Genomic DNA, 20,845 nt, shown 5'->3' with positions numbered 1-20,845 from the left:
CGACAAGCAGCATTTACATACTGCAAACATAAAACTAGGAGCAATCAAGCTCCTAGTTTTCAAAAACCTAACTAATTATAGGAAGTTCTTACCGTAATCCATTGGAGAAGTACCGAAGTAACTTGCCAATGTTTGACCGATATCTGCGAATGTTTCGCGGCGGCCAAGAGAACCAGCTGGTACTTTTTGACCATAAACCAATACTGGGATGTGCTCACGAGTATGGTCAGTGCCTGGCCATGTTGGGTCACAGCCGTGGTCTGCCGTTAGGATAAGCACATCGTCTTCTTCCATAATCTCTAGCACTTCGTTGATACGACCATCGAAGTACTCAAGTGCCGCTGCGTAACCCGCTACGTCACGACGGTGACCGTAAGCTGAGTCGAAGTCTACAAAGTTAGTGAATACGATCGTGTTGTCGCCCGCTTCTTTGATTTGCTCTAGCGTTGCTTCGAACAATGCAGGGATACCTGTCGCTTTCACTTTCTTAGTGATGCCGCAGTTTGCGTAGATATCAGCAATCTTACCAATAGAAACCACGTTGCCTTGCTTCTCATCAACGAGCTTCTGAAGAACCGTTGCTGATGGTGGCTCTACAGAAAGATCACGACGGTTACCTGTACGCTCAAATTGACCTTTACCAGCACCAACGAATGGGCGCGCGATAACACGACCAATGTTGTAATCTTCTAGCTCTTCACGTGCGATTTGGCAAAGCTCTAGTAGACGGTCTAGACCGAAAGTCTCTTCGTGACATGCGATTTGGAATACAGAGTCAGCAGACGTGTAGAAGATTGGTTTGCCAGTCTTCATGTGCTCTTCACCAAGATCGTCAAGAACTTGAGTACCAGATGCGTGGCAGTTACCTAGGAAACCGTCAAGACCTGCACGCTCAAGAATGCGGTCAGTCAATTCTTTCGGGAAGCTGTTTGCTTTGTCAGTGAAGTAACCCCAGTCAAACAGAACAGGAACACCTGCGATTTCCCAGTGACCAGACGGCGTGTCTTTACCTGAAGAAAGCTCTGCTGCATGACCGTATGCACCAATGATTTCAGCGTCTGCGTCTAGTCCAGGTGCGAAGCGACCTGTCGATTCTTTATGCGCCATTGCCAAACCAAGTTTCGATAGATTTGGAAGGCGAAGTGCACCTTGGCGATTGTCGTTATCTGCTAAGCCTTTTTCACATTGGTCAGCGATGTGACCTAGTGTGTCTGAACCTACATCACCAAATTCTTTAGCGTCGGCAGTTGCACCGATACCGAATGAGTCTAGTACTAAAATAAATGCTCTTTTCATTGCTCGTTCCTTAGGCCCACTCGGCTTTTTATTATGGTTGAGTAGGCCTTGTGTAATTACTTGTTCTATTAGATATCTTCTGCACGAATTTGGCGGTAAACCTCTGGAGTTGGTGTGTATTCACCACCTACTTTGATTGCACTGCGCAGTGCTTTTGCCGCTTCTTCCCATTGCTCTTCAGTGCGAGCGTGGATGACCGCAAGAGGTTTATCACTGTCTGCGACCTCACCTAGGCGGATGAACTCGTCGAAACCAACTGCGTAGTCGATTTCATCAGTAGCAACACGACGACCACCACCCATAGCAACCACAGCCATGCCGATAGCACGTGTATCCATTGCAGAGACAATGCCCGTTTCTGTTGCGTAAACTGGCTTGATGATTTCTGCTTTTTCTAAGTAGTTGTCGTAGTTTTCTACGAAGTCCGCAGGGCCGCCTAAGCCAGCAACCATCTTGCCGAAGCACTCAGCCGCTTTGCCGTTATCCAGCACTTCCATTAGTTTTGCGCGTGCGTCTTCTGTGTTCTCAGCAAGCTTGCCAAGTACTAACATTTCAGCACATGAAGCCATGGTCACTTCAAGTAGACGAGGGTTACGGTATTCACCTGTTAAGAAACGAACCGCTTCACGAACTTCTACTGCGTTACCCGCTGAAGACGCCAATACTTGGTTCATGTCCGTAAGAATTGCCGTAGTCTTAGTGCCAGCACCGTTTGCTACCGCAACGATTGATTTTGCTAGCTCTTCAGACGCTTCGTAAGTTGGCATAAATGCACCTGAACCCACTTTTACGTCCATCACTAGCGATTCCAGACCCGCCGCCAGTTTCTTAGAAAGGATCGACGCCGTAATCAGGGAGATATTGTCTACCGTTGCGGTAATATCACGAGTCGCGTAAACACGCTTATCCGCAGGAGCAAGGTCACCAGTTTGACCGATGATCGCCACACCAGCGTCTTTGGTTACTTGACCAAAAACATCGTTGCTCGGCGTAATGTTGTAACCAGGGATAGATTCAAGTTTATCCAGCGTACCGCCTGTATGACCAAGACCGCGGCCAGAGATCATAGGTACGAAACCGCCACACGCTGCCACCATTGGGCCAAGCATTAAAGAAGTTACGTCACCCACACCACCGGTTGAGTGTTTGTCGACAATTGGACCACCGAAATTCATGTGGCTCCAGTCGATAACCATGCCCGAATCACGCATTGCACACGTTAAGGCGATGCGCTCATCCATGGTCATTTCATTAAAGAAAATCGTCATAGCAAACGCCGCAATCTGACCTTCAGATACCGTGTTGTTCGCTACGCCTTGAATAAAGAAGTTGATTTCATCGGCGGTTAGGACTTCGCCGTCACGTTTTTTACGAATGATTTCTTGTGGTAAATACATTAGTGCCTCCCAAGCTCTTTTGAGCCATGGTTGTAGTAGGATAGAAGAGGTTTGGTAGCACCCGTTTAGGTGCTACCGTTCAGACGTATTATTGGAATTAGTACGCTGTTGGATCAGCGACGTCGTCCGATACTTCTAATGTATTTAGTAGGTTGGTTAGCAGGCTAGACGCACCAAAACGGTAGTGACGAGCATCAACCCAGTTGTCACCTAGGATTTCGTCAGCCATTGCTAGGTATGCAGCTGCGTCTTCAGCAGTGCGCACACCACCTGCTGGTTTGAAACCAACAGTTTCTGCAACACCCATGTCGCGAATAACTTCAAGCATCATGCGAGCGTATTCTGGTGTTGCGTTTACTGGCACTTTACCAGTTGAAGTTTTAATGAAGTCAGCACCTGCTTCAATACAGATTTGAGATGCTTTCTTGATTAGTGCTTCTTCTTTTAGTTCACCTGTTTCGATGATCACTTTAAGAAGAATGTCACCACAAGCTTCTTTACATTGCTTAACTAGTTCGAAGCCTACTTTCTCATCACCCGCCATTAGCGCGCGGTAAGGAAAAACTACGTCAACTTCGTCTGCACCGTAAGCAACCGCCGCTTTTGTTTCAGCAACTGCGATTTCAATGTCGTCGTTACCATGTGGGAAGTTCGTTACTGTTGCAATACGAACCTCTGGCGTACCTTGCTCACGAAGTGTCTTCTTAGCAATAGGAATAAAGCGAGGGTAAATACAAATTGCAGCTGTGTTGCCTACTGCTGTTTTCGCGTCATGACATAGTGAGATCACTTTTGCATCAGTGTCATCGTCATTCAACGTAGTTAGGTCCATAAGTTTAAGTGCACGTAGCGCTGCTGCTTTTAAATCGCTCATTTCTATCTCCGATCAATATTCAAAAAATTCACTACTCAGCCTTACATCACGTCTTTAACTATAATCAACAAGTCGAGACAATGTGAGTAAATGGCTAAACAGTCTATTAATGAACGGACTTGGTTCCCTGAAGACTCGGCATATACAGCGAAAATTTATCATATGCCAATTGCTATCCTTGTCACCGCACAGTACCAGTTTGGCCTATGGCACAACAATCTATGATTGCGGTGTCTTTAATATCACATCACAAAGCAAAACGCCTATTAGATCTAATATTGCAGGGCAATTCATTTGCCCATCGATTATGTAATATTCATTACGTGATTAAGAATCAAGCTTAACCACTATCCTGTGATTAATACATTATAGAGTTTCACCGCAAAACTGTAGCACCAAATAGAGCGCAAACGGTTTGTATCTCAAAATTTCCTAGCCCCTATTCCATTGACTGCGTAATACCTCGACTAAGGCAAACACCCGATGAAATTTTGGAGCCCGAAAAACGAAAAATGCCCCGCAGCAATCTCTTGCTACAGGGCATGATGTAAAACGGCGTCTATATATTAAGAACCGATTCTAATTATAGTGCTGCAAGGCTTAAGCAGAAGCCTGCAATTGTCGCTGCCATAAGGTTAGACAACGTACCTGCAAGAACTGCTTTAACACCCATGCGAGCGATGTCACTACGACGGTTTGGTGCAAGGCTACCTAGACCACCAAGTAGAATCGCGATAGAAGAAAGGTTCGCGAAACCACATAGTGCGAATGAGATGATAGCTGTTGTCTTCTCAGACATTACTTCACCAGTTGCCGCGATTACTTGAGCGTTTTCACCTAGGTATGGTGTGAAGTTCAAGTAAGCAACGAATTCGTTCACTACGATTTTCTGACCGATGAATGAACCAGCTGTTACAGCTTCTGCCCATGGAACACCGATTAGGAATGCTAGTGGAGAGAACGCGTAACCTAGAATTAGCTCTAGTGTTAGTTCTGGCATGCCGAACCAACCACCGATGCCACCTAGCATACCGTTGATTAGCGCGATTAGACCAACGAATGCGATTAGCATTGCACCTACGTTAAGCGCAAGTTGTAGACCAGAAGCCGCACCGCCCGCAGCTGCGTCGATTACGTTAACTGGTTTGTCGTCACCGCCGTCCATCGCTTCTTCGATACTTTCGTGAGGCTGGTCAGTCTCTGGGTGAAGGATTTTAGCGAACAGTAGACCACCTGGTGCTGCCATGAATGATGCCGCAACTAGGTACTCTAGTGGAACACCCATAGATGCGTAACCAGCTAGCACACCACCAGCAACAGAAGCTAGACCACCACACATTACCGCGAATAGCTCTGATTGAGTCATTTTTGGAACGAATGGACGAACAACTAGAGGTGCCTCAGTTTGACCTACGAAAATGTTAGCTGCTGCTGACATTGATTCCGCACGCGAAGTGCCTAGCGCTTTTTGTAGTGCGCCACCAAGAATCTTGATAACCCATTGCATAACGCCAATGTAGTAAAGAACTGAAATCAGTGCAGAGAAGAAGATCAGTGTAGGAAGAACACGGAATGCGAAGATGAAACCGCCGCCGCCGAATACTTCGAACATCTTGTCAGAAACAAGACCACCGAATAGGAATGATGAACCATCGTTACCGTAGTTGATAACGTTAGAAACACCTGAAGAGAAACCGTTTAGTAGATCACGGCCCCAAGGTACATACAGAACAAATGCACCTAATGCGAATTGGATAGCGAATGCGCCACCCACAGTTCTAAAGTTGATAGCTTTTCGGTTGTTAGAAAATGCCACTGCAATCGCAAGAAGCACTACCATACCGATTAGGCTCATAAACAGGCTCATAGTTTATGACTTCCTTATAAGTTATTTATTGGCGTGTTACAAAATGGAGCTATAAAGCGGGGGCAATTATACTCATGCAGAATCAATTAAAGTAATGCCAGCCTCACACTTTCCTATAAGATTCATGATTGATTCAACCAGCTTTGTGAGTTAATTCACAATAAACAGGAAAACGTTTTCGATTTCAAACCACATCTTTAGATTTTATTCACATATCGAGAAAGCAAAATTGCTATTTTTCCACAGTTGAGAGGCAATCGATTGCTTTCGGCCGTTATGCAACTCTACGAGCTCATTAAAGACGTGAATGAGTTTGGCTGGGTGATTTGACTCCCCTTGATATCCAAGTATAGGCATATCTGGTGCGTCTGTTTCGATTACTAGGTTTTCGAGTGGTAATTTTTGAATTGCGTCGCGTGTTTTCTTGGCTCTTGGGTAGGTAATCGTTCCTCCTACACCGATAAAAAAACCTAATTTGACCCACTCCATGGCTTGCTGATAACTCCCAGAAAAAGCGTGTAGCACACCACCTCTAGGGAGATTCGCCGCTTTCACCATTTGAATGAGGCGATTGTGCGCTTTTCGGCTATGTAAAATAACTGGGAGTTCGAAGCGTCTAGCCAGCTCAAATTGAACTTCAAGTATCTTTTCTTGCAACTGTGGATCAACATCAATGGCAAAATCTAAACCACACTCTCCTATTGCCACGCACTGCTGCCCTTTTTGATTTAGATAGCCTTCTAGCTCTGTAAGGTGCTGCTCAACGTTATCTTCAAGAAAATACGGATGAAAGCCGAGCGCATAATACAAATTGGCATGTTGCTCTGCCAAAGTTTGAATACGAGCCCAGTTTTGCGGACCGACGGAAGGAATCAAAATTCTTGCGACGCCTTGCGTTTGAGCAAGCTCAAGTTGATGTGCAAAGTCATCTTGAAACACATCAAAATCAAAGTGGCAGTGCGTATCAAAGAGCTTCATCTTGACGCTTTTTATCTGTATCTGCGGGCAGAAAATCAGAGGATGGTTGGGCTTCACTCTTCTCTTCAGTTTGATGGGCTGGGTCTTTTCGATATGGGACACAACTGCGTTTCTGATCGGGAGTTAACCCCATCTCTTTACACCAGTTGTCGTAACGCTTTAGCCCACGTTTAAACCAATTCATATCTTATCCTTATATAAAAACGCCCTTGGCTAAGTTTATAGCCAAGGGCGTTTTAAAATCTAGTTTGCGTTAAGGCTTACCCTAACCGCGCAAATTAGTGCTCACGCGTCGCACGGAAATCAACGTCAGGGAAACGCTCTTTCGCCAAGTTTAAGTTAACCATTGTTGGAGCTATATACGTTAGGTTATCACCACCATCCAATGCTAAGTTCGCTTGATTCTTGCGTTGGAACTCATCCAGTTTCTTCGCATCACCACACTCAACCCAACGAGCAGTTGCAACGTTAATGCCTTCATAAATCGCTTCAACGTTATACTCAGATTTCAAACGAGCCACAACAACATCAAACTGAAGTACACCAACGGCACCAACGATCAGATCGTTGTTCTGTAGAGGACGGAATACCTGTACCGCACCTTCTTCTGATAGCTGAACCAAACCTTTGAGAAGCTGCTTCTGCTTTAGTGGATCTTTCAGACGAATACGACGGAATAGTTCCGGAGCGAAGTTCGGAATACCAGAGAACTTCAGTGATTCACCTTGCGTAAAGGTATCACCAATCTGAATTGTACCGTGGTTGTGTAGACCAATGATGTCACCGGCGTAAGCGTGTTCTGCACGTGCACGGTCACCAGCCATAAAGGTTACTGCATCAGAGATACTCACTTGCTTGCCAAGACGAACGTGGTTCATCTTCATACCTTGCGTGTAAGTGCCCGATACAATACGCATGAATGCGATACGGTCGCGGTGTTTTGGGTCCATGTTCGCTTGGATCTTAAATACGAAACCAGAGAACTTCTCTTCAGTCGCTTCAACTTCACGTTCAACCGCTTGACGAGTTTTCGGCGCTGGAGCCCATTCAGTTAGACCGTCTAGCATATGATCCACACCAAAGTTACCTAATGCAGTACCAAAGTAAACTGGCGTCAGGTCACCTGTTAAGAACATTTCCAAATCAAACTCAGGGCAAGCACCCATGACAAGCTCAAGCTCTTCTCGAACACTTTCCGCAAGGCCTGCACCAACTTTTTCATCAAGCTCTGGGTTATCGAGACCTTTGATGATTCGAACTTCTTGAATCTCATGACCGTGACCTGATTCGTATAAAATCGTTTCATCACGGTGAATGTGGTACACACCTTTAAATTCTTTACCACAGCCGATTGGCCATGTAATTGGCGCACACATCATGCCCAACTCGTTTTCTACCTCGTCCAATACTTCCATTGGATCACGAACGTCACGGTCAAGTTTGTTCATGAAGGTTACGATTGGCGTGTCACGCAGACGCGTTACTTCCATCAGCTTACGTGTACGATCCTCGACACCTTTCGCCGCATCGATAACCATCAAACACGAGTCTACTGCCGTTAACGTACGGTATGTATCTTCCGAGAAGTCTTCGTGTCCAGGCGTATCAAGTAGGTTTACCAGACAGTCATTGTAAGGGAACTGCATTACAGAAGTGGTTACCGAGATACCACGTTCTTTTTCCATTTCCATCCAGTCTGATTTTGCGTGCTGTGCGTTACCACGACCTTTAACCGTACCTGCTTTTTGGATCGCGTTTCCGAATAAAAGGACTTTTTCAGTAATGGTGGTTTTACCCGCATCCGGGTGAGAAATAATAGCGAACGTTCTGCGCTTAGACACTTCGCCTAAAAAAAGGGGATTTGACATTAGTTAATCTTCTAAATTACTTTCATGCTCACAAAATAGGCAAGCATATCTACTATTCGATATTGTGCGGTATTCTCGCTTATTATCGCTGTGCTAGCAAACTGGAAAGACATGAACTGAATTTACTCGGCTCACCAGCCTTTACCTGCAACTAACAAGGGAAAGCCAGCTCCACACAAAGAGATGTAAAAATTCAAAAAATTATTATTACATATTCAAAAGCCTCGAATCCGGATACGCATTTAAAGCATAAGTGTTGATGAGGTAATTAGTAACGGCCTAAAACTAACTCAAAAATAAGTAACTCATGATAATGGCGTCTTCCTTACCATTTCCCGATTTAGCTGGGTAATAGTTGTAACGACGGTCCACTTCATTAAAACCTGCTTGCTCATAAATATGGATAGCTGGGTGATTACTTTCACGCACTTCTAACCAAGCACTCTCTGCTTTGGCTTGTTCACAATGTTCAATAAACGCGTCCAGCAATTTTTGCCCTAGCCCTCTGCCCTGTTGAGAAGGCGCTACTGCAATATTTAATAGTGTCACTTCTCCAACAATATTCTGTCCATAGAAGTAACCAACCACTTGAGAGCCTTCCAGCATCACATGATGGCAAGCACCGCGACTGGATAAGTCACGAACCAAAGATTCGGCCCAAGGGTGAGAATGTGCTTGCTGCTCGATTTGCCAAACTTGGTCGAGGTGCTCTGCACGCATCGGCGTAATTTCAATTGTCACGCATTAGCTCCGTTAAGAGTACGAACAGATTTGTTGCCACAATGCGCGGCGCTGTTCGTTATTACCATCAATATCTTGTAATAGTGGCGAGGTCAGGTGCTTTGCCTTGATGCTTTTATCAGCCTCACAGCCTGCAAACCACACCCACTCTAGCTGATGTTCACCCAGCATGGATAAGCGCTCAGGCTCTAGGTGCAGCGCATCATCAAGCGTGAGCTTAATGCTTTTTAATACGCGCTCAAACATCAATGCCGTCTCGTTTTCTGGACATATTGGCGATACCAATAGGAGTTTACATGAACTTTGCAAATCCAATAATGGCGATTGATAGCCTTCCAGTCTTTCAGGGTGTACCAGCTCCCATGTGCTGATCCCCATTTCACGTAAATACTGTTTCTCGTTAATTGACATTTTCCGTCACCTATTTGAACGAGGGCAATCCTATCAAATTATCGCGATTATACCTAAAGGACTTCAAGGAACACCTGAACACAATGAGATGATTTGGATATTCCTGAACATAGCGTTTTGCCAACGGCCACACATTGGGTATGACATATAAGGTACATTATGAAATTCTTAAATACGCTACTACTTTGCACACTGGTAGCCGCCACCAGCATGAGTGTTTTTGCTAATAACAGCGATGAGTGGGAGCTGATTGCAACGAAAACCGTTAACTTTCATACAGAAACAGATACCGTGACACCAAATAGCCTATTCCGAAACCGAAGCTTCAGTAAAATAAAACTAAAATGTGTGCAAGGAACGGTAGACATTAATGGTTTAAAAGTCGTCATGACAGATGATAGTGAGAAAAAGCTTTCCTCTATGGGCGTACTAACAAGCGGATTGTCGACTCGTGCCTGGAGCCTTCCAGGTACAAAAGAAGCCAAGCTAAAACAGATTGAAATGACTTACAGTAGCTGGGGAAGCACAAAACTCAGCCTGCTAGGGGTAAGTAAAAAAGCGAAAATAGAGGTCTGGGGCAAAAAGAAAAGTAACCAGTCATCCTAACCTCCCTATCTCAGTTTTCAGTGAATAAGAAAGAAGCCCACTTAGTCGTGGGCTTCTTTCATTTACAGTTCAGAGAACTCTGGCGCATAGTCTATGCGTCCGGAGCGTCCAGCACATTGACCTTCGACCAACTCTGCGATTCGAAATGCACCTTTAGGAACATCCCAAGCGCATTCAAAGCCCATCTCGTCGCATGATTGAAAACCCTGGCGCGCGTAATAATCGGGAGCGCCCAACACCACACACACTGGATAGCCAAAATCACGCAGTGAATCAAAACCTTCTTTGATCAACTCTGCAGCGATGCCTTGGCGACGGTAATCTTCATGAACAGCTAATGGCGCTAGCCCTTGCCATGACAAATCTTCACCATTTAAGGTCACAGGGCTAAATAAAGCATGGCCAATCACCTCTCCCTCATCTGTACACGCGACTAAGGAAAGTGTGAATTTGCTGTTTTCGCGCAAACGCATCACAAGCTCAGCTTCAGCTTCCGTCGGGAAGGCGTGTTTCAATAAGCGGTCAATGGTAAGAATGTCCGCAGGGGCTTCAGTTCGAATAAGCATTCGCTACTCCGGTTGGTTGTGCAGGCGCTTGAACTCCTTTCTGAACAAAATCAGCCAATTGATTCAAAGCGACTTGCATTGCTTTCGGTAACTGCTCTAAGTCGACACTGTCCATTAAGTTTTTCACTTCTAAGCCAAGCTCAGTATCACCTTCAATTGAAAGGCGACGTTGGAAGAACAGTGTGTCAGGGTCTTCTTTACGACCAGCAATCAGTACTAGGTCGTTTAGATTACCACTAAAACTCACATCTTCCTGAACTGGTTTTTCAGCTACCACCAATTTTTCGTCTTGATAGCTGATGTACCATGCTAAGTTCAAGTCTTTAATCGCAACTTTTAACCACTTGTCTTCAAGGAACTCAAAGTCACCATCTTCCAAGGCTTCTTTAAACACCATTTTTAGCCCTTCCAGCAACGCTTTTTGCTGAATTGGCTGTGGTAATAACTGGACTGGAGAACGCAAAATATTAGCTGCGTTCTTTACTAGTTGACTGCGAATCTTGTTTAACACGTTCATTATCCGTTACTTTGTCATTAGGTTGCTTATATTAAGCAATCGTGGCGATGAGATTACTGTTATGTATCAATAAAGTGCTTATTTTAGATTGGTGGTTTATTGCTCACTAACGCTTCTTTTTTTGAACTTACGTGTATTATTGATGCGAACAGGTGGATAAACACTTTTACAACCGTATTTTCAAAGTTATAGTTATCTGAGCGTATCCATGTGATTGTCGACTGCACAGCTAAAACCGCGAGCCCTTTAATGGTAAGTAACACTTTAGCTTGGTGGTAGACCGCCGCAGGCTTATCAGGGTGTCGCTTTTTATACACGGACGAATAATCTGGCTCATTGGAGATCGGTAATACCCTAATGCCTTCCCAGCAATTAAAACATTGGTTTGCCACGCTAACCTCAAATAGCCCTTTCTTCTTTGCCATTCTTGATAAAAAACACAATTATCGAATGGTAAGTGACCGTTACTGCGATATCGCAGGTTTAAGTCATGAGGAAATCGTCGGCTTAAACGATTGCCAAGTGCTGGGTGAACAGTTTTATAAGAAGCTTGCACCATACTATCAGCGCGCGTTCAAAGGGGCACATGTCGAAGCCGAAATCACGCTCGATGAAACCGACCTTGAAACCAGTCTTCACTTTAGTCTTTCGCCAGTTTTTGAAGGTAACGACATTCGCTTTGTTGTTTTTCACGCTGTCGATACTTCAGAAAAGCAGATACTCGTTCGCTCCTTAGAAGAGTCCGAAAGTAAGTTTGCGAAGTTAACACAACTGCTACCAGACGGCTTACTGCTTATCGAAGATGATATTGTCATCTCTGCGAACCCCGCATCAGCGCGCCTTCTCGGACTTAACTCTCCTCATGAATTGTTGGGCGAAGAGCTAAGTCGTTTATTCATCGATGAAAACAGTAAAAAGGTATTTAGTCATCGATTGAGTACATTAATTTCTGACAAACCTTTTGTCTGCTTAACCAGTGCAAGATGCGGCTTTGAACGGAAAGTTCAGCTACACGCGGATTCCACGGCGATATTAGGTAGCGAATCTCAAATTATCCTAATCCAAGATGCTGATGATGCGCCCAAAAACCTGTCTTCTGCATCGAATGAAGACATACACATTGACTCGCTCACCAAACTCTACAACCGCTTTGGCTTCACCAAACGTTTGGAACAGCTGATCAAAAAGCAAACACCGCTTCTGGTGTTCTATTTGGATATCGATAACTTCAAAAACATTAATGACTCACTTGGTCACCATATTGGCGATAAAGTGATTCAAGAGGTATCGGCCCGTCTTAAACGGTTACTACCAAACCAAGCGATTATTGGTCATTTGGGTGGCGATGAGTTTGGCGTCATTCTGCCGGAGCCAGAAAATACCCGCATGGCTGAAATTTTGTCCGATCGCATTATCTCGTTGATCAACCAACCTTTCGACTTGCACCACTTCAGTAAACGCCTTGCGTGTTCAATTGGTAGCGTTCGATACCCTGAAGACGGACAAGATGCGCGAATCCTACTACAAAATGCCGATACTGCGATGTATGAAGCCAAAGACCGTGGTAGAAATCGCCTGATCAAATTTAACGATCAAATGAACAAAGAAGCGCGCATGCGTTTGTGGCTTGAAATTGAACTGCAAAAAGCATTGCAGCAGAACGGTTTGGAAGTGTGGTATCAACCTAAGGTTAACGCGCGAGACTTCAGTATCAACGGCGCAGAAGCGCTCGTTCGTTGGAAGCATCCAGTCGAAGGGTACATTAGTCCTGGCTCATTCATTCCTGTAGCCGAGCGCGCTGGGTTAATCGAACACCTTGGACGTGTCGTGATGCGTGATGTTTTCAATACGGTAAAACGTTGGAAGCAACAAGGCATACTGCCAGGCCGTGTCGCCATCAACCTCTCTCCCGAGCAATTTGGCAACCCACAGCTGATCGACTTTATGGAAAAGCTGCTTCGCACTACCGAGCTTGATCCAAGCTGCATTACCTTCGAGCTAACCGAAAGTGCCGTGATGAGTGATAGCGAACATACACTGCAAATGTTGAATGCGATTAAAAAGCTTGGCTTCGCTCTCTCTATCGATGACTTTGGTACCGGCTACTCTTCTCTTTCCTACTTAGCGCGTTTCCCTATTGACGAGCTAAAAATCGACCGCGCTTTTATTAATGATATCGACACACTACCGAAACAAGTCACTGTGATTGAAAACATCATTAACCTAGGTAAGTCGCTCGACTTAACTGTCGTTGCCGAGGGAGTGGAAACCCACCAGCAAGCGACCCTGCTCTCTAACCTTCAATGTAATGCGATTCAAGGATTCCATTTTTATCGCCCACAGCCAAAACATGAAATTGAAGAGCTGTTTGTACAGAATCGTCGTCACAAGAACTAACGCAGACCCGATACCCTTACTCGCAAGAGGTAAATATCGACTTTATTGAGCTAAACCTAACTTAGGTCAATTTCGCTATTCATAATTCTTCATAAAATGCGGACACCTTTTTATTCTCAATGATTGTGAGCATATGGAACTCTTGTGTCCCGCGGGTAACCTGCCTGCGTTAAAAACTGCGATTGATTGCGGTGCCGATGCCGTCTACATTGGTTTCAAAGATGATACCAACGCCCGTCACTTTGCTGGCCTCAACTTTAACGGCAAAAAGTTAGAAAAAGCGGTGCAATACGTTCATGACCGCAATAAAAAAATTCATGTCGCGTTGAATACCTTCGCTCATCCCAATGGCTTCGAGCGCTGGACTAACGCAGTAGACAATGCAGCGGCACTGGGTGTAGACGCGCTGATTGTTGCAGACATTGCAGTGCTGGAGTACGCGGCTCGCAAATATCCCGATCTGGAACTACACCTTTCAGTACAAGCATCAGCGACCAACGTCGCAGCCATTGATTTTTACAAACAAAACTTCAACGTAAAACGGGTAGTACTACCTCGCGTTTTATCGATTCATCAGGTCAAACAGCTTTCGCGCAACATCACTAGCGATGTCGAGTTAGAAGTCTTTGCTTTTGGTAGCCTTTGCATCATGTCTGAAGGTCGCTGCTACCTATCATCATACATGACAGGCGAGTCTCCAAACACTGTGGGAGCATGCTCTCCAGCTAAGTACGTTCGCTGGCAAGAAACAGAAAATGGTCTGGAATCCCGCCTTAACGACATTTTGATCGATCGCTACAGCACCGGTGAAAATGCGGGCTACCCTACCTTGTGTAAAGGTCGTTTCGAAGCTGAAATCGAAGGCGAGAAAAAACGCTACCACGCACTGGAAGAACCAACCAGTTTGAACACCCTCTCTATGCTGCCAGAACTATTTGCTGCAAATGTGGCTTCTGTAAAAATTGAAGGTCGCCAACGTAGCCCTGCTTACGTAGAACAAGTCACTCGAACATGGCGAGCCGCGATTGACCGTTACCAAGCAACCCCAGAAGCTTACCAAGTCGAAGCGGCTTGGGATGCCGCATTGGCAAACGTGTCTGAAGGTACGCAGACCACACTTGGTGCTTATCACCGCAAATGGCAGTAGAGGTTAAGATGGATAATTCAATGAAATACGCGCTTGGCCCGCTGTTGTACTTCTGGCCAAAACAAGACATCGAAGCGTTTTATGAACAAGCGAAATCAAGCTCCGCGGACATCGTCTATCTTGGGGAAACCGTATGTTCAAAACGTCGAGAAATGAAGCCTTCGCATTGGCTTGAAATCGCAAAAGAGCTGTCTGCATCTGGCAAGCAAGTGGTGCTATCAACGATGGCACTACTGGAAGCTCCGAGTGAAGTAAACATAATGAGGAAGTACATCGACAACGGTGACTTCGCGATTGAAGCAAATGACGTATCTGCTGTTCAGTTAGCATCAGAGCATAAAGTGCCTTTCGTCGTTGGTCCTGCAATCAATACTTATAACGCACACACGCTCAACTTATTTTTGAAGCAAGGTATGATGCGTTGGTGCATGCCTGTCGAGCTCTCTCGCGAATGGTTAAACGATACTTTAGTTCAGTGTGACGAGCTTGGTATTCGTAACAAGTTTGAAGTTGAGGTATTTAGCCACGGTTATTTGCCTTTAGCGTATTCCGCTCGCTGTTTCACAGCCCGAGCTGAAAACCGAGCGAAAGACGATTGCGAAACCTGCTGTATCAAATACCCTACGGGTATCCAGGTCAGCAGCCAAGAAGGGCAAGAAGTCTTTAACCTTAACGGCATTCAAACACAGTCAGGGTATTGCTACAACCTCATCAATGACTTACCAAGTATGAAAGGGCTGGTTGATGTGGTCCGGTTAAGCCCTCTTGGTATGGACATTTTTTCAGAGTTAGAGCGTTTTCGCTCAAACGAATACGGCGATAATCCTGAAAAGCTCGAAAGCCGCCAATGCAATGGCTATTGGCATCAACTAGCGGGCTTAGAAGTAAAAACCATTTAATCCTTAAAGATAAAAGCGAGGCCTAGCCTCGCTTTTATCTGTTAGCTTTTGTTAGCAGGCTTGCACCCTTGGTTCGACAGAACTCTCATTAAGCAGCTTTTTCACATCTCGCCACAACATACTGATCACGACCAAACTCAATGCAATGTTAGACAATGGGAAAGCTAACCAAATACCTGTCACGCCGAAAAGTTTCGGCATAATGAACAAGAATGGCAACTGGACCAGCATGTTGCCTAGTGTTACAAACATAGCTTTGCTGCCTTTGTTTACTGATTGATAGTACGCGGCCGCCACAACTAAAAAACCATCTAAGAACAACGCAAACATGTGTAAACGAATCCCGATCACGGTGCTATCAATCAACTGTTGGTCAGCATTATTAAACACCGCAACCAGTTCGTACGGGAAAAGGTTCATCAAAACAACGAACGCCACCCCACCAAGCACAGATGTCCCCATCGCGACCTTTAATAACTTTCTGATGTTCTCCTGATTACGTGCACCGTGGTTGAAGCTCACTAAAGGCTGCATACCATTCGCAATTCCTTCGGCTATCAGATAGTAAACCGTCACGATGTACCCCAAAATGGCGTACGCTCCGATCAACATTGCACTTCCGTATTGAGCAAATAACGCGTTGTGCAGTGCCACCATCACAGAGCCGTAGGCGTACATAAAGAAACTTGATGTACCTATCATGATAATCTTTGGTGCAGCATCAACCTGAACTTTGAAGTCGCGGATACGAAGGCGTAATGTTGCTTTTGAAGTAAAGAAGTAACCAATACCGAGCACAGTGACCACTAATTGTGCAAGTGCAGTGGCAATAGCGGCTCCGGTTAACTCCCACTCCAACCAAGCAATAAATAAGTAGTCTAATACAATGTTAATAACGGCACCGATGACCATCAAAATCGTTGCTAAGTTCGGGCTGTCGTCATTGCGTAATAAAAACGGAACGGCGATAGAACCCAACGTGAATACGCACGCGACAATCAGAATATGCAAATATTGCAGCGCAAGTTCAAACACTCGCCCTTCCGCACCTTGCCAGCGAATAAATTCATCCGAAAACAAGAACAATATTGTAGCAACGACCGGCATCAATGCCGCTAACAACGTCAATCCGGTCGTTAGGATTCGCTTAGCGCCTTCATGATCGTTCTCTCCTTGCTTGATCGAAGTCAGCGCGCCAGTCCCCACCCCAATCATCATTCCTATACCGAGGATCGAACCGATAATAGGCCACGCAACATTGATCCCAGCTAATCCGTCAGCGCCAACATAACGGCCAATAAAAATGCCATCAACTATTTGATACAAACCGTTTACGAGCATTGCTGCGACGGTTGGAATCGTATATTTCCAAAACTGTCTATAAATTGAGTTTTGCATGACTGTCACCAGTAGTTAGCAAAGCTAACCATTTAATTAGCAAGACTAACTAAATGGTTAAATTAAATAAAAGAAAGATGAAACAACAAAAACTAAACCATACAGCTGAGGCCTTTGCTTTAGTTTAAAATGACTTATTACTCAATGCTTTATTCAATAAAGCTTGTAACTGTTCAGCTTCTTGCTGATTTAATTGTTGCATCATTTGGTCAGAGATATCTTTGTACACTACCTGCTCCAAAGACATTTTTTCTGCGACTTCTTCCGTAAGCAACACACGCTTAGCACGAGCATCCTCATTACATGCGATGCGTTTCACCAAACCCTTTTTTTCCAAACGCACAACCATTGTCGATGCGGAAGGCTTAGTCACTTGCAGCTCTTCTGCAAGATCGGTTATTCGCACACCCTCAGGGTAAACCTGAATCACACGTAAATAATCGAACTCATTAAAGCTTAGATGTGATAATGGATCTTCTTTGGCATAGACACGCCAAGCTTTGGCGCAAAAACGCTCTAAATCAATCAAGCTTTCTTCTAATGCCATAAAAGCCACCACCACTTAGTTAGCAAGGCTAACTATTTTAAATGAGTCACTCATCAAGTTCAATCATAAAAAAAGCCGCTCTCATCGAGCGGCTCTAAATCATTCAATTTCCAGCTTCTTGGCAGCCTTTAACTTGGCCAATCTATCTTGCTGTAATTGATCGTAAATTTGCGCCAACTCCAAGAAAGAATAGCGATGCTCAACATAATCGTAAACGTTGAACGAAATCGCGAGCTTATAAAGTGAGATGGCACTTGCGATATCACCTTCAAGCTGATTACGCTTTCCAAGGTAGAAATACGTTTCCGTCAATCGTTCAGCTAGGCGATAGTTCTCTCTCGTTCCATCCATAATTGCTTTAAGCGCGTCTTCGTCCGAGACGTCTCGTAGCATGATGGCAACAAGAACCCATCCCCACTCTTCACTACGATCTCGTAAATAACGCTGTTGAAGATTGGCTTTTGCTTGCTCTGGATTTTGCTCAGCTTCGATGATGTACAGCCATAATGAACGAAAAGGATCCGTTGGCATTTCTTGATAATGCTTGGTCATATCTTCTAAAGCGAGATCGATTCGGCCACCATAATACAGTGCAATCGCACGGTTGCGCTCAGCATAGGTATTATCAGGAGCCAACTCTATGGTCGAGTCAAACGCTTCATATGCCGCATCAAACTCTCCTACTTGGGTAAAGTATACTCCCAAAAGATTGAAGATGTCCGGCTGAGCAGGATTCAACTGCAAAGACTGGTTAAAGTCCAAACGTGCAAGATCACGCAAACCAACGCTGTCGTAGTAGCTACCGCGCTCATAATGCATTTTAGCGCGCACTTCATCACTAAGGTCGGGACGTTGTAGCAACTGCGAGAGACGCGCGATTTGTACTTCTTGTTGAACACTAGGCTGAAGTGGCACCGCCATCGGTGGATATAACCACTTTTGTGCTGATTGTTGAGAAGTATTTGCACAACCGGTCAGCGCGATAGCAACACATAAAATTGCGGTTTGAAACCATTTCACTAATTGATACTCCTGTTTGGACCGCTCAAGATTTGTTTCTCTTAATGCAATATAGGCGATAACCTCGTTTGAGGTTAATACATCGAAACAAACCAAAAAAGGGGAGCGAAAATGCTCCCCTTTTATAACATGCTTTCAGGCCCTTAATCTAATAAAAGGCTGAAAGTCTCATTTTGTCTTACTCGTCTTTAGCAGCCGGTGCTTCAGCAGCAGCTTCTTCAGCTGGCTTTTCTACCGCTTCTTTCATGCTTAGACGTACACGGCCTTGGCGGTCGATTTCAAGAACTTTAACTTGAACTTCTTGACCTTCAGCTAGGTAGTCAGACACTTTCTCTACGCGTTTTTCTGCGATTTGAGAAATGTGTACAAGACCATCTTTGCCTGGAAGAACCGTTACGAATGCACCGAAGTCTGCTAGACGTGCAACTTTACCTGTGTAGATACGGCCCACTTCAACTTCAGCAGTGATCTCTTCGATACGGCGGATAGCTTCTTTCGCAGCAGTGCCTTCAGTTGCCGCAATCTTGATAGTACCGTCGTCTTCGATTTCGATAGTTGTACCAGTCTCTTCAGTTAGAGCACGGATAACTGCACCACCTTTACCGATAACGTCTTTGATCTTCTCAGCGCTGATCTTCATCGTGTGAATACGCGGAGCAAATTCAGAGATGTCTTCACGAGCACCAGAGATTGCTTCATCCATTACAGATAGGATGTGCTTACGTGCACCTTGAGCTTGGTTAAGCGCAATTTGCATGATTTCTTTAGTGATGCCTTCGATCTTGATGTCCATTTGAAGTGCAGTGATACCAGTGTTAGTACCTGCTACTTTAAAGTCCATGTCACCTAGATGGTCTTCATCGCCAAGGATGTCAGAAAGTACAACGAAATCGTCACCTTCTTTAACAAGACCCATTGCGATACCAGCAACAGATGCTTTGATTGGTACACCTGCGTCCATAAGCGCAAGAGAAGTACCACATACTGAAGCCATTGAAGATGAACCGTTAGATTCAGTGATTTCCGATACAACACGTACTGTGTATGGGAACTCATCAACAGAAGGCATTACTGCAGCAATACCACGCTTCGCCAGTTTACCGTGGCCGATTTCACGACGCTTAGGAGAACCTACAAAACCAGTTTCACCTACACAGTATGGAGGGAAGTTGTAGTGCAGTAGGAAGTGATCTTTACGCTCACCAGTTAGCTCATCGATGATTTGAGCATCACGCTGAGTACCTAGCGTTGCCGTAACGATCGCCTGAGTTTCACCACGAGTGAATAGCGCGCTACCGTGAGTACGAGGAAGAACACCAGTACGTACATCTAGTGCACGAACCATGTCTTTTTCACGGCCATCGATACGAGGGTTACCTGCAATAATACGGCTACGTACTACTGTCTTCTCTAGATCATGGAAGATAGTGTGGATTTCTTTTGTGTCTGCTTCAGGATCTTCAGCAAGAAGAACTTCATTTACTTCCGCAGCGATCTCATGGATGCGGTCGTAACGAGCCATTTTCTCAGTAATTTGGTAAGCTTCAACAAGTTTAGCTTCTGCTAGATCAGCAATCTTATTTTTAAGCGCTGTGTTCTCTTCAGGAGCAACCCAATCCCAAGCAGGAGTTGCAACTTCTGCTTTGAATTCGTTGATAGCTTGAATAGCAACTTGTTGTTGGTCATGACCATAAACAACCGCCGCTAGCATTTCTTCTTCAGTTAGGTTGTCCGCTTCTGACTCAACCATCAGTACTGCTGACTCTGTACCTGCAACAACAAGGTCAAGCTTAGAAGTTTCTAGTTCAGTTTGGCTAGGGTTAAGTACAAGCTGACCATCGATATGACCAACACGCGCCGCACCGATAGGGCCGTTGAATGGAATGCCAGAGATAGCAAGAGCAGCAGAAGTACCGATCATTGTAACGATATCTGGCTGAACATCTGGGTTTACAGACATTACTGTCGCGATAACCTGAACTTCGTTTTTAAACGCGTCTGGGAATAGCGGACGGATTGGACGGTCGATTAGACGAGCTGTTAGCGTTTCGCCTTCAGAAGGACGACCTTCACGTTTGAAGAAGCCGCCTGGGATTTTACCCGCAGCGTAAGTACGCTCTTGGTAGTTAACCGTTAGTGGGAAGAAGTCTTGACCTGCAACGGCTTCTTTTTTACCTACAACAGATACGAATACAGACGTATCATCCATTGTGACCATAACTGCTGCTGTAGCTTGACGTGCAATAACGCCAGTTTCTAAAGTAACTGTGTGGTTACCGTACTGGAACGTTTTAACAACTGGTTTTTCGAACATTG

At 45.0% G+C, this 20,845-nt stretch carries 20 protein-coding genes; 5 read left to right on the top strand and 15 right to left on the bottom strand.

Going from position 1 to position 20,845, the window contains the following annotated elements:
- Positions 1–75 precede the first annotated feature (75 nt).
- The 3 genes from J4N43_RS03325 to deoC all read right to left on the bottom strand — a co-directional run bounded on the left by J4N43_RS03325 (position 76) and on the right by deoC (position 3,567).
- Positions 76–1,296: a phosphopentomutase gene (locus tag J4N43_RS03325; RefSeq protein ID WP_017820430.1), complete on the bottom strand. Its 1,221-nt coding sequence runs from the start codon at positions 1,294–1,296 to the stop codon at positions 76–78.
- A 68-nt stretch (positions 1,297–1,364) separates the two neighbouring features.
- The gene (gene deoA, locus J4N43_RS03320) at positions 1,365–2,693 is read right to left on the bottom strand and encodes a thymidine phosphorylase (RefSeq protein WP_005380134.1); all 1,329 of its coding nucleotides are present in this window, start codon (positions 2,691–2,693) and stop codon (positions 1,365–1,367) included.
- A gap of 97 nt (positions 2,694–2,790) precedes the next feature.
- The gene (deoC, locus tag J4N43_RS03315; RefSeq protein WP_005380133.1) at positions 2,791–3,567 is read right to left on the bottom strand and encodes a deoxyribose-phosphate aldolase; all 777 of its coding nucleotides are present in this window, start codon (positions 3,565–3,567) and stop codon (positions 2,791–2,793) included.
- A gap of 90 nt (positions 3,568–3,657) precedes the next feature.
- On the opposite strand from deoC, the gene J4N43_RS24550 reads away from it, so the two are divergent.
- Positions 3,658–3,792: a hypothetical protein gene (locus tag J4N43_RS24550; RefSeq protein WP_005391675.1), complete on the top strand. Its 135-nt coding sequence runs from the start codon at positions 3,658–3,660 to the stop codon at positions 3,790–3,792.
- A gap of 358 nt (positions 3,793–4,150) precedes the next feature.
- Here the strand turns inward: J4N43_RS24550 and J4N43_RS03310 are convergent, their stop codons facing one another.
- The 6 genes from J4N43_RS03310 to J4N43_RS03285 form a co-directional block, all read right to left on the bottom strand.
- Positions 4,151–5,434 (bottom strand): NupC/NupG family nucleoside CNT transporter, encoded by a 1,284-nt coding sequence (locus J4N43_RS03310; RefSeq protein WP_005380131.1) that lies wholly within the window; start codon positions 5,432–5,434, stop codon positions 4,151–4,153.
- 204 nt (positions 5,435–5,638) lie between these two features.
- The gene (locus J4N43_RS03305; RefSeq protein ID WP_005380129.1) at positions 5,639–6,412 is read right to left on the bottom strand and encodes a TatD family hydrolase; all 774 of its coding nucleotides are present in this window, start codon (positions 6,410–6,412) and stop codon (positions 5,639–5,641) included.
- Positions 6,399–6,596 carry a DUF5363 family protein gene (locus J4N43_RS03300; RefSeq protein ID WP_005380125.1) on the bottom strand — a complete coding sequence of 66 codons (198 nt, stop codon included), beginning with the start codon at positions 6,594–6,596 and terminating at the stop codon, positions 6,399–6,401. The genes J4N43_RS03305 and J4N43_RS03300 overlap by 14 nt, the downstream gene beginning before the upstream one ends.
- Positions 6,597–6,690: 94 nt before the next feature.
- A complete protein-coding gene (prfC, locus tag J4N43_RS03295; RefSeq protein ID WP_005380123.1) occupies positions 6,691–8,280 on the bottom strand; it encodes a peptide chain release factor 3 in 1,590 nt (529 codons plus the stop codon).
- 285 nt (positions 8,281–8,565) lie between these two features.
- On the bottom strand, positions 8,566–9,021 hold the full coding sequence (gene rimI / locus J4N43_RS03290) for a ribosomal protein S18-alanine N-acetyltransferase (protein ID WP_005386430.1): 456 nt from the start codon (positions 9,019–9,021) through the stop codon (positions 8,566–8,568).
- Between the two features lie 12 nt (positions 9,022–9,033).
- On the bottom strand, positions 9,034–9,432 hold the full coding sequence (locus tag J4N43_RS03285; protein ID WP_017635885.1) for a DNA polymerase III subunit psi: 399 nt from the start codon (positions 9,430–9,432) through the stop codon (positions 9,034–9,036).
- Between the two features lie 159 nt (positions 9,433–9,591).
- Here J4N43_RS03285 and J4N43_RS03280 point away from each other — a divergent pair, with 159 nt between their 5' ends.
- A complete protein-coding gene (locus tag J4N43_RS03280) occupies positions 9,592–10,038 on the top strand; it encodes a DUF2541 family protein (RefSeq protein WP_053349842.1) in 447 nt (148 codons plus the stop codon).
- 62 nt (positions 10,039–10,100) lie between these two features.
- Here the strand turns inward: J4N43_RS03280 and J4N43_RS03275 are convergent, their stop codons facing one another.
- Both J4N43_RS03275 and ubiT read right to left on the bottom strand, forming a co-directional pair.
- The gene (locus J4N43_RS03275) at positions 10,101–10,604 is read right to left on the bottom strand and encodes a GNAT family N-acetyltransferase (protein WP_053349843.1); all 504 of its coding nucleotides are present in this window, start codon (positions 10,602–10,604) and stop codon (positions 10,101–10,103) included.
- Positions 10,588–11,115, bottom strand: coding sequence for a ubiquinone anaerobic biosynthesis accessory factor UbiT (gene ubiT / locus J4N43_RS03270; RefSeq protein ID WP_005394645.1), 528 nt, complete (start codon positions 11,113–11,115; stop codon positions 10,588–10,590). Before ubiT ends, J4N43_RS03275 begins: the two co-directional genes overlap by 17 nt.
- 363 nt (positions 11,116–11,478) lie before the next feature.
- Here ubiT and J4N43_RS03265 point away from each other — a divergent pair, with 363 nt between their 5' ends.
- The 3 genes from J4N43_RS03265 (at position 11,479) to J4N43_RS03255 (ending at position 15,564) form a co-directional block, all read left to right on the top strand.
- A complete protein-coding gene (locus J4N43_RS03265; RefSeq protein WP_005380112.1) occupies positions 11,479–13,518 on the top strand; it encodes a sensor domain-containing protein in 2,040 nt (679 codons plus the stop codon).
- A gap of 133 nt (positions 13,519–13,651) precedes the next feature.
- On the top strand, positions 13,652–14,665 hold the full coding sequence (ubiU, locus tag J4N43_RS03260) for a ubiquinone anaerobic biosynthesis protein UbiU (RefSeq protein WP_053349845.1): 1,014 nt from the start codon (positions 13,652–13,654) through the stop codon (positions 14,663–14,665).
- Positions 14,666–14,685: 20 nt separating this feature from the next.
- Positions 14,686–15,564, top strand: a complete 879-nt coding sequence (locus J4N43_RS03255; protein WP_053349868.1) for a U32 family peptidase — start codon at positions 14,686–14,688, stop codon at positions 15,562–15,564.
- A 51-nt stretch (positions 15,565–15,615) separates the two neighbouring features.
- Here J4N43_RS03255 and J4N43_RS03250 read toward each other — a convergent pair whose 3' ends face one another.
- The 4 genes from J4N43_RS03250 to pnp all read right to left on the bottom strand — a co-directional run bounded on the left by J4N43_RS03250 (position 15,616) and on the right by pnp (position 20,843).
- Positions 15,616–16,962, bottom strand: a complete 1,347-nt coding sequence (locus tag J4N43_RS03250; protein WP_053349846.1) for an MATE family efflux transporter — start codon at positions 16,960–16,962, stop codon at positions 15,616–15,618.
- Between the two features lie 124 nt (positions 16,963–17,086).
- A complete protein-coding gene (locus J4N43_RS03245) occupies positions 17,087–17,509 on the bottom strand; it encodes a MarR family winged helix-turn-helix transcriptional regulator (RefSeq protein WP_005380103.1) in 423 nt (140 codons plus the stop codon).
- Between the two features lie 99 nt (positions 17,510–17,608).
- Positions 17,609–18,529: a lipoprotein NlpI gene (gene nlpI / locus J4N43_RS03240; protein WP_005380101.1), complete on the bottom strand. Its 921-nt coding sequence runs from the start codon at positions 18,527–18,529 to the stop codon at positions 17,609–17,611.
- 178 nt (positions 18,530–18,707) lie between these two features.
- A complete protein-coding gene (gene pnp, locus J4N43_RS03235; RefSeq protein WP_005380098.1) occupies positions 18,708–20,843 on the bottom strand; it encodes a polyribonucleotide nucleotidyltransferase in 2,136 nt (711 codons plus the stop codon).
- Between the last annotated feature and the right edge of the window lie 2 nt (positions 20,844–20,845).

Origin of the sequence: Vibrio sp. SCSIO 43009, from assembly GCF_023716525.1 — a bacterium.
Classification (GTDB): Bacteria; Pseudomonadota; Gammaproteobacteria; order Enterobacterales; family Vibrionaceae; genus Vibrio; species Vibrio alginolyticus.
This window is presented reverse-complemented; position numbering and strand designations above follow the sequence as displayed.

Coding starts and splice junctions, on each gene's coding strand:
- J4N43_RS03325 (WP_017820430.1), bottom strand. CDS start 1,296: ATGAAAAGAGCATTTATTTTAGTACTAGACTCATTCGGTATCGGTGCA.
- deoA (WP_005380134.1), bottom strand. CDS start 2,693: ATGTATTTACCACAAGAAATCATTCGTAAAAAACGTGACGGCGAAGTC.
- deoC (WP_005380133.1), bottom strand. CDS start 3,567: ATGAGCGATTTAAAAGCAGCAGCGCTACGTGCACTTAAACTTATGGAC.
- J4N43_RS24550 (WP_005391675.1), top strand. CDS start 3,658: ATGGCTAAACAGTCTATTAATGAACGGACTTGGTTCCCTGAAGACTCG.
- J4N43_RS03310 (WP_005380131.1), bottom strand. CDS start 5,434: ATGAGCCTGTTTATGAGCCTAATCGGTATGGTAGTGCTTCTTGCGATT.
- J4N43_RS03305 (WP_005380129.1), bottom strand. CDS start 6,412: ATGAAGCTCTTTGATACGCACTGCCACTTTGATTTTGATGTGTTTCAA.
- J4N43_RS03300 (WP_005380125.1), bottom strand. CDS start 6,596: ATGAATTGGTTTAAACGTGGGCTAAAGCGTTACGACAACTGGTGTAAA.
- prfC (WP_005380123.1), bottom strand. CDS start 8,280: ATGTCAAATCCCCTTTTTTTAGGCGAAGTGTCTAAGCGCAGAACGTTC.
- J4N43_RS03285 (WP_017635885.1), bottom strand. CDS start 9,432: ATGTCAATTAACGAGAAACAGTATTTACGTGAAATGGGGATCAGCACA.
- J4N43_RS03280 (WP_053349842.1), top strand. CDS start 9,592: ATGAAATTCTTAAATACGCTACTACTTTGCACACTGGTAGCCGCCACC.
- J4N43_RS03275 (WP_053349843.1), bottom strand. CDS start 10,604: ATGCTTATTCGAACTGAAGCCCCTGCGGACATTCTTACCATTGACCGC.
- J4N43_RS03265 (WP_005380112.1), top strand. CDS start 11,479: ATGCCTTCCCAGCAATTAAAACATTGGTTTGCCACGCTAACCTCAAAT.
- ubiU (WP_053349845.1), top strand. CDS start 13,652: ATGGAACTCTTGTGTCCCGCGGGTAACCTGCCTGCGTTAAAAACTGCG.
- J4N43_RS03255 (WP_053349868.1), top strand. CDS start 14,686: ATGAAATACGCGCTTGGCCCGCTGTTGTACTTCTGGCCAAAACAAGAC.
- J4N43_RS03250 (WP_053349846.1), bottom strand. CDS start 16,962: ATGCAAAACTCAATTTATAGACAGTTTTGGAAATATACGATTCCAACC.
- J4N43_RS03245 (WP_005380103.1), bottom strand. CDS start 17,509: ATGGCATTAGAAGAAAGCTTGATTGATTTAGAGCGTTTTTGCGCCAAA.
- pnp (WP_005380098.1), bottom strand. CDS start 20,843: ATGTTCGAAAAACCAGTTGTTAAAACGTTCCAGTACGGTAACCACACA.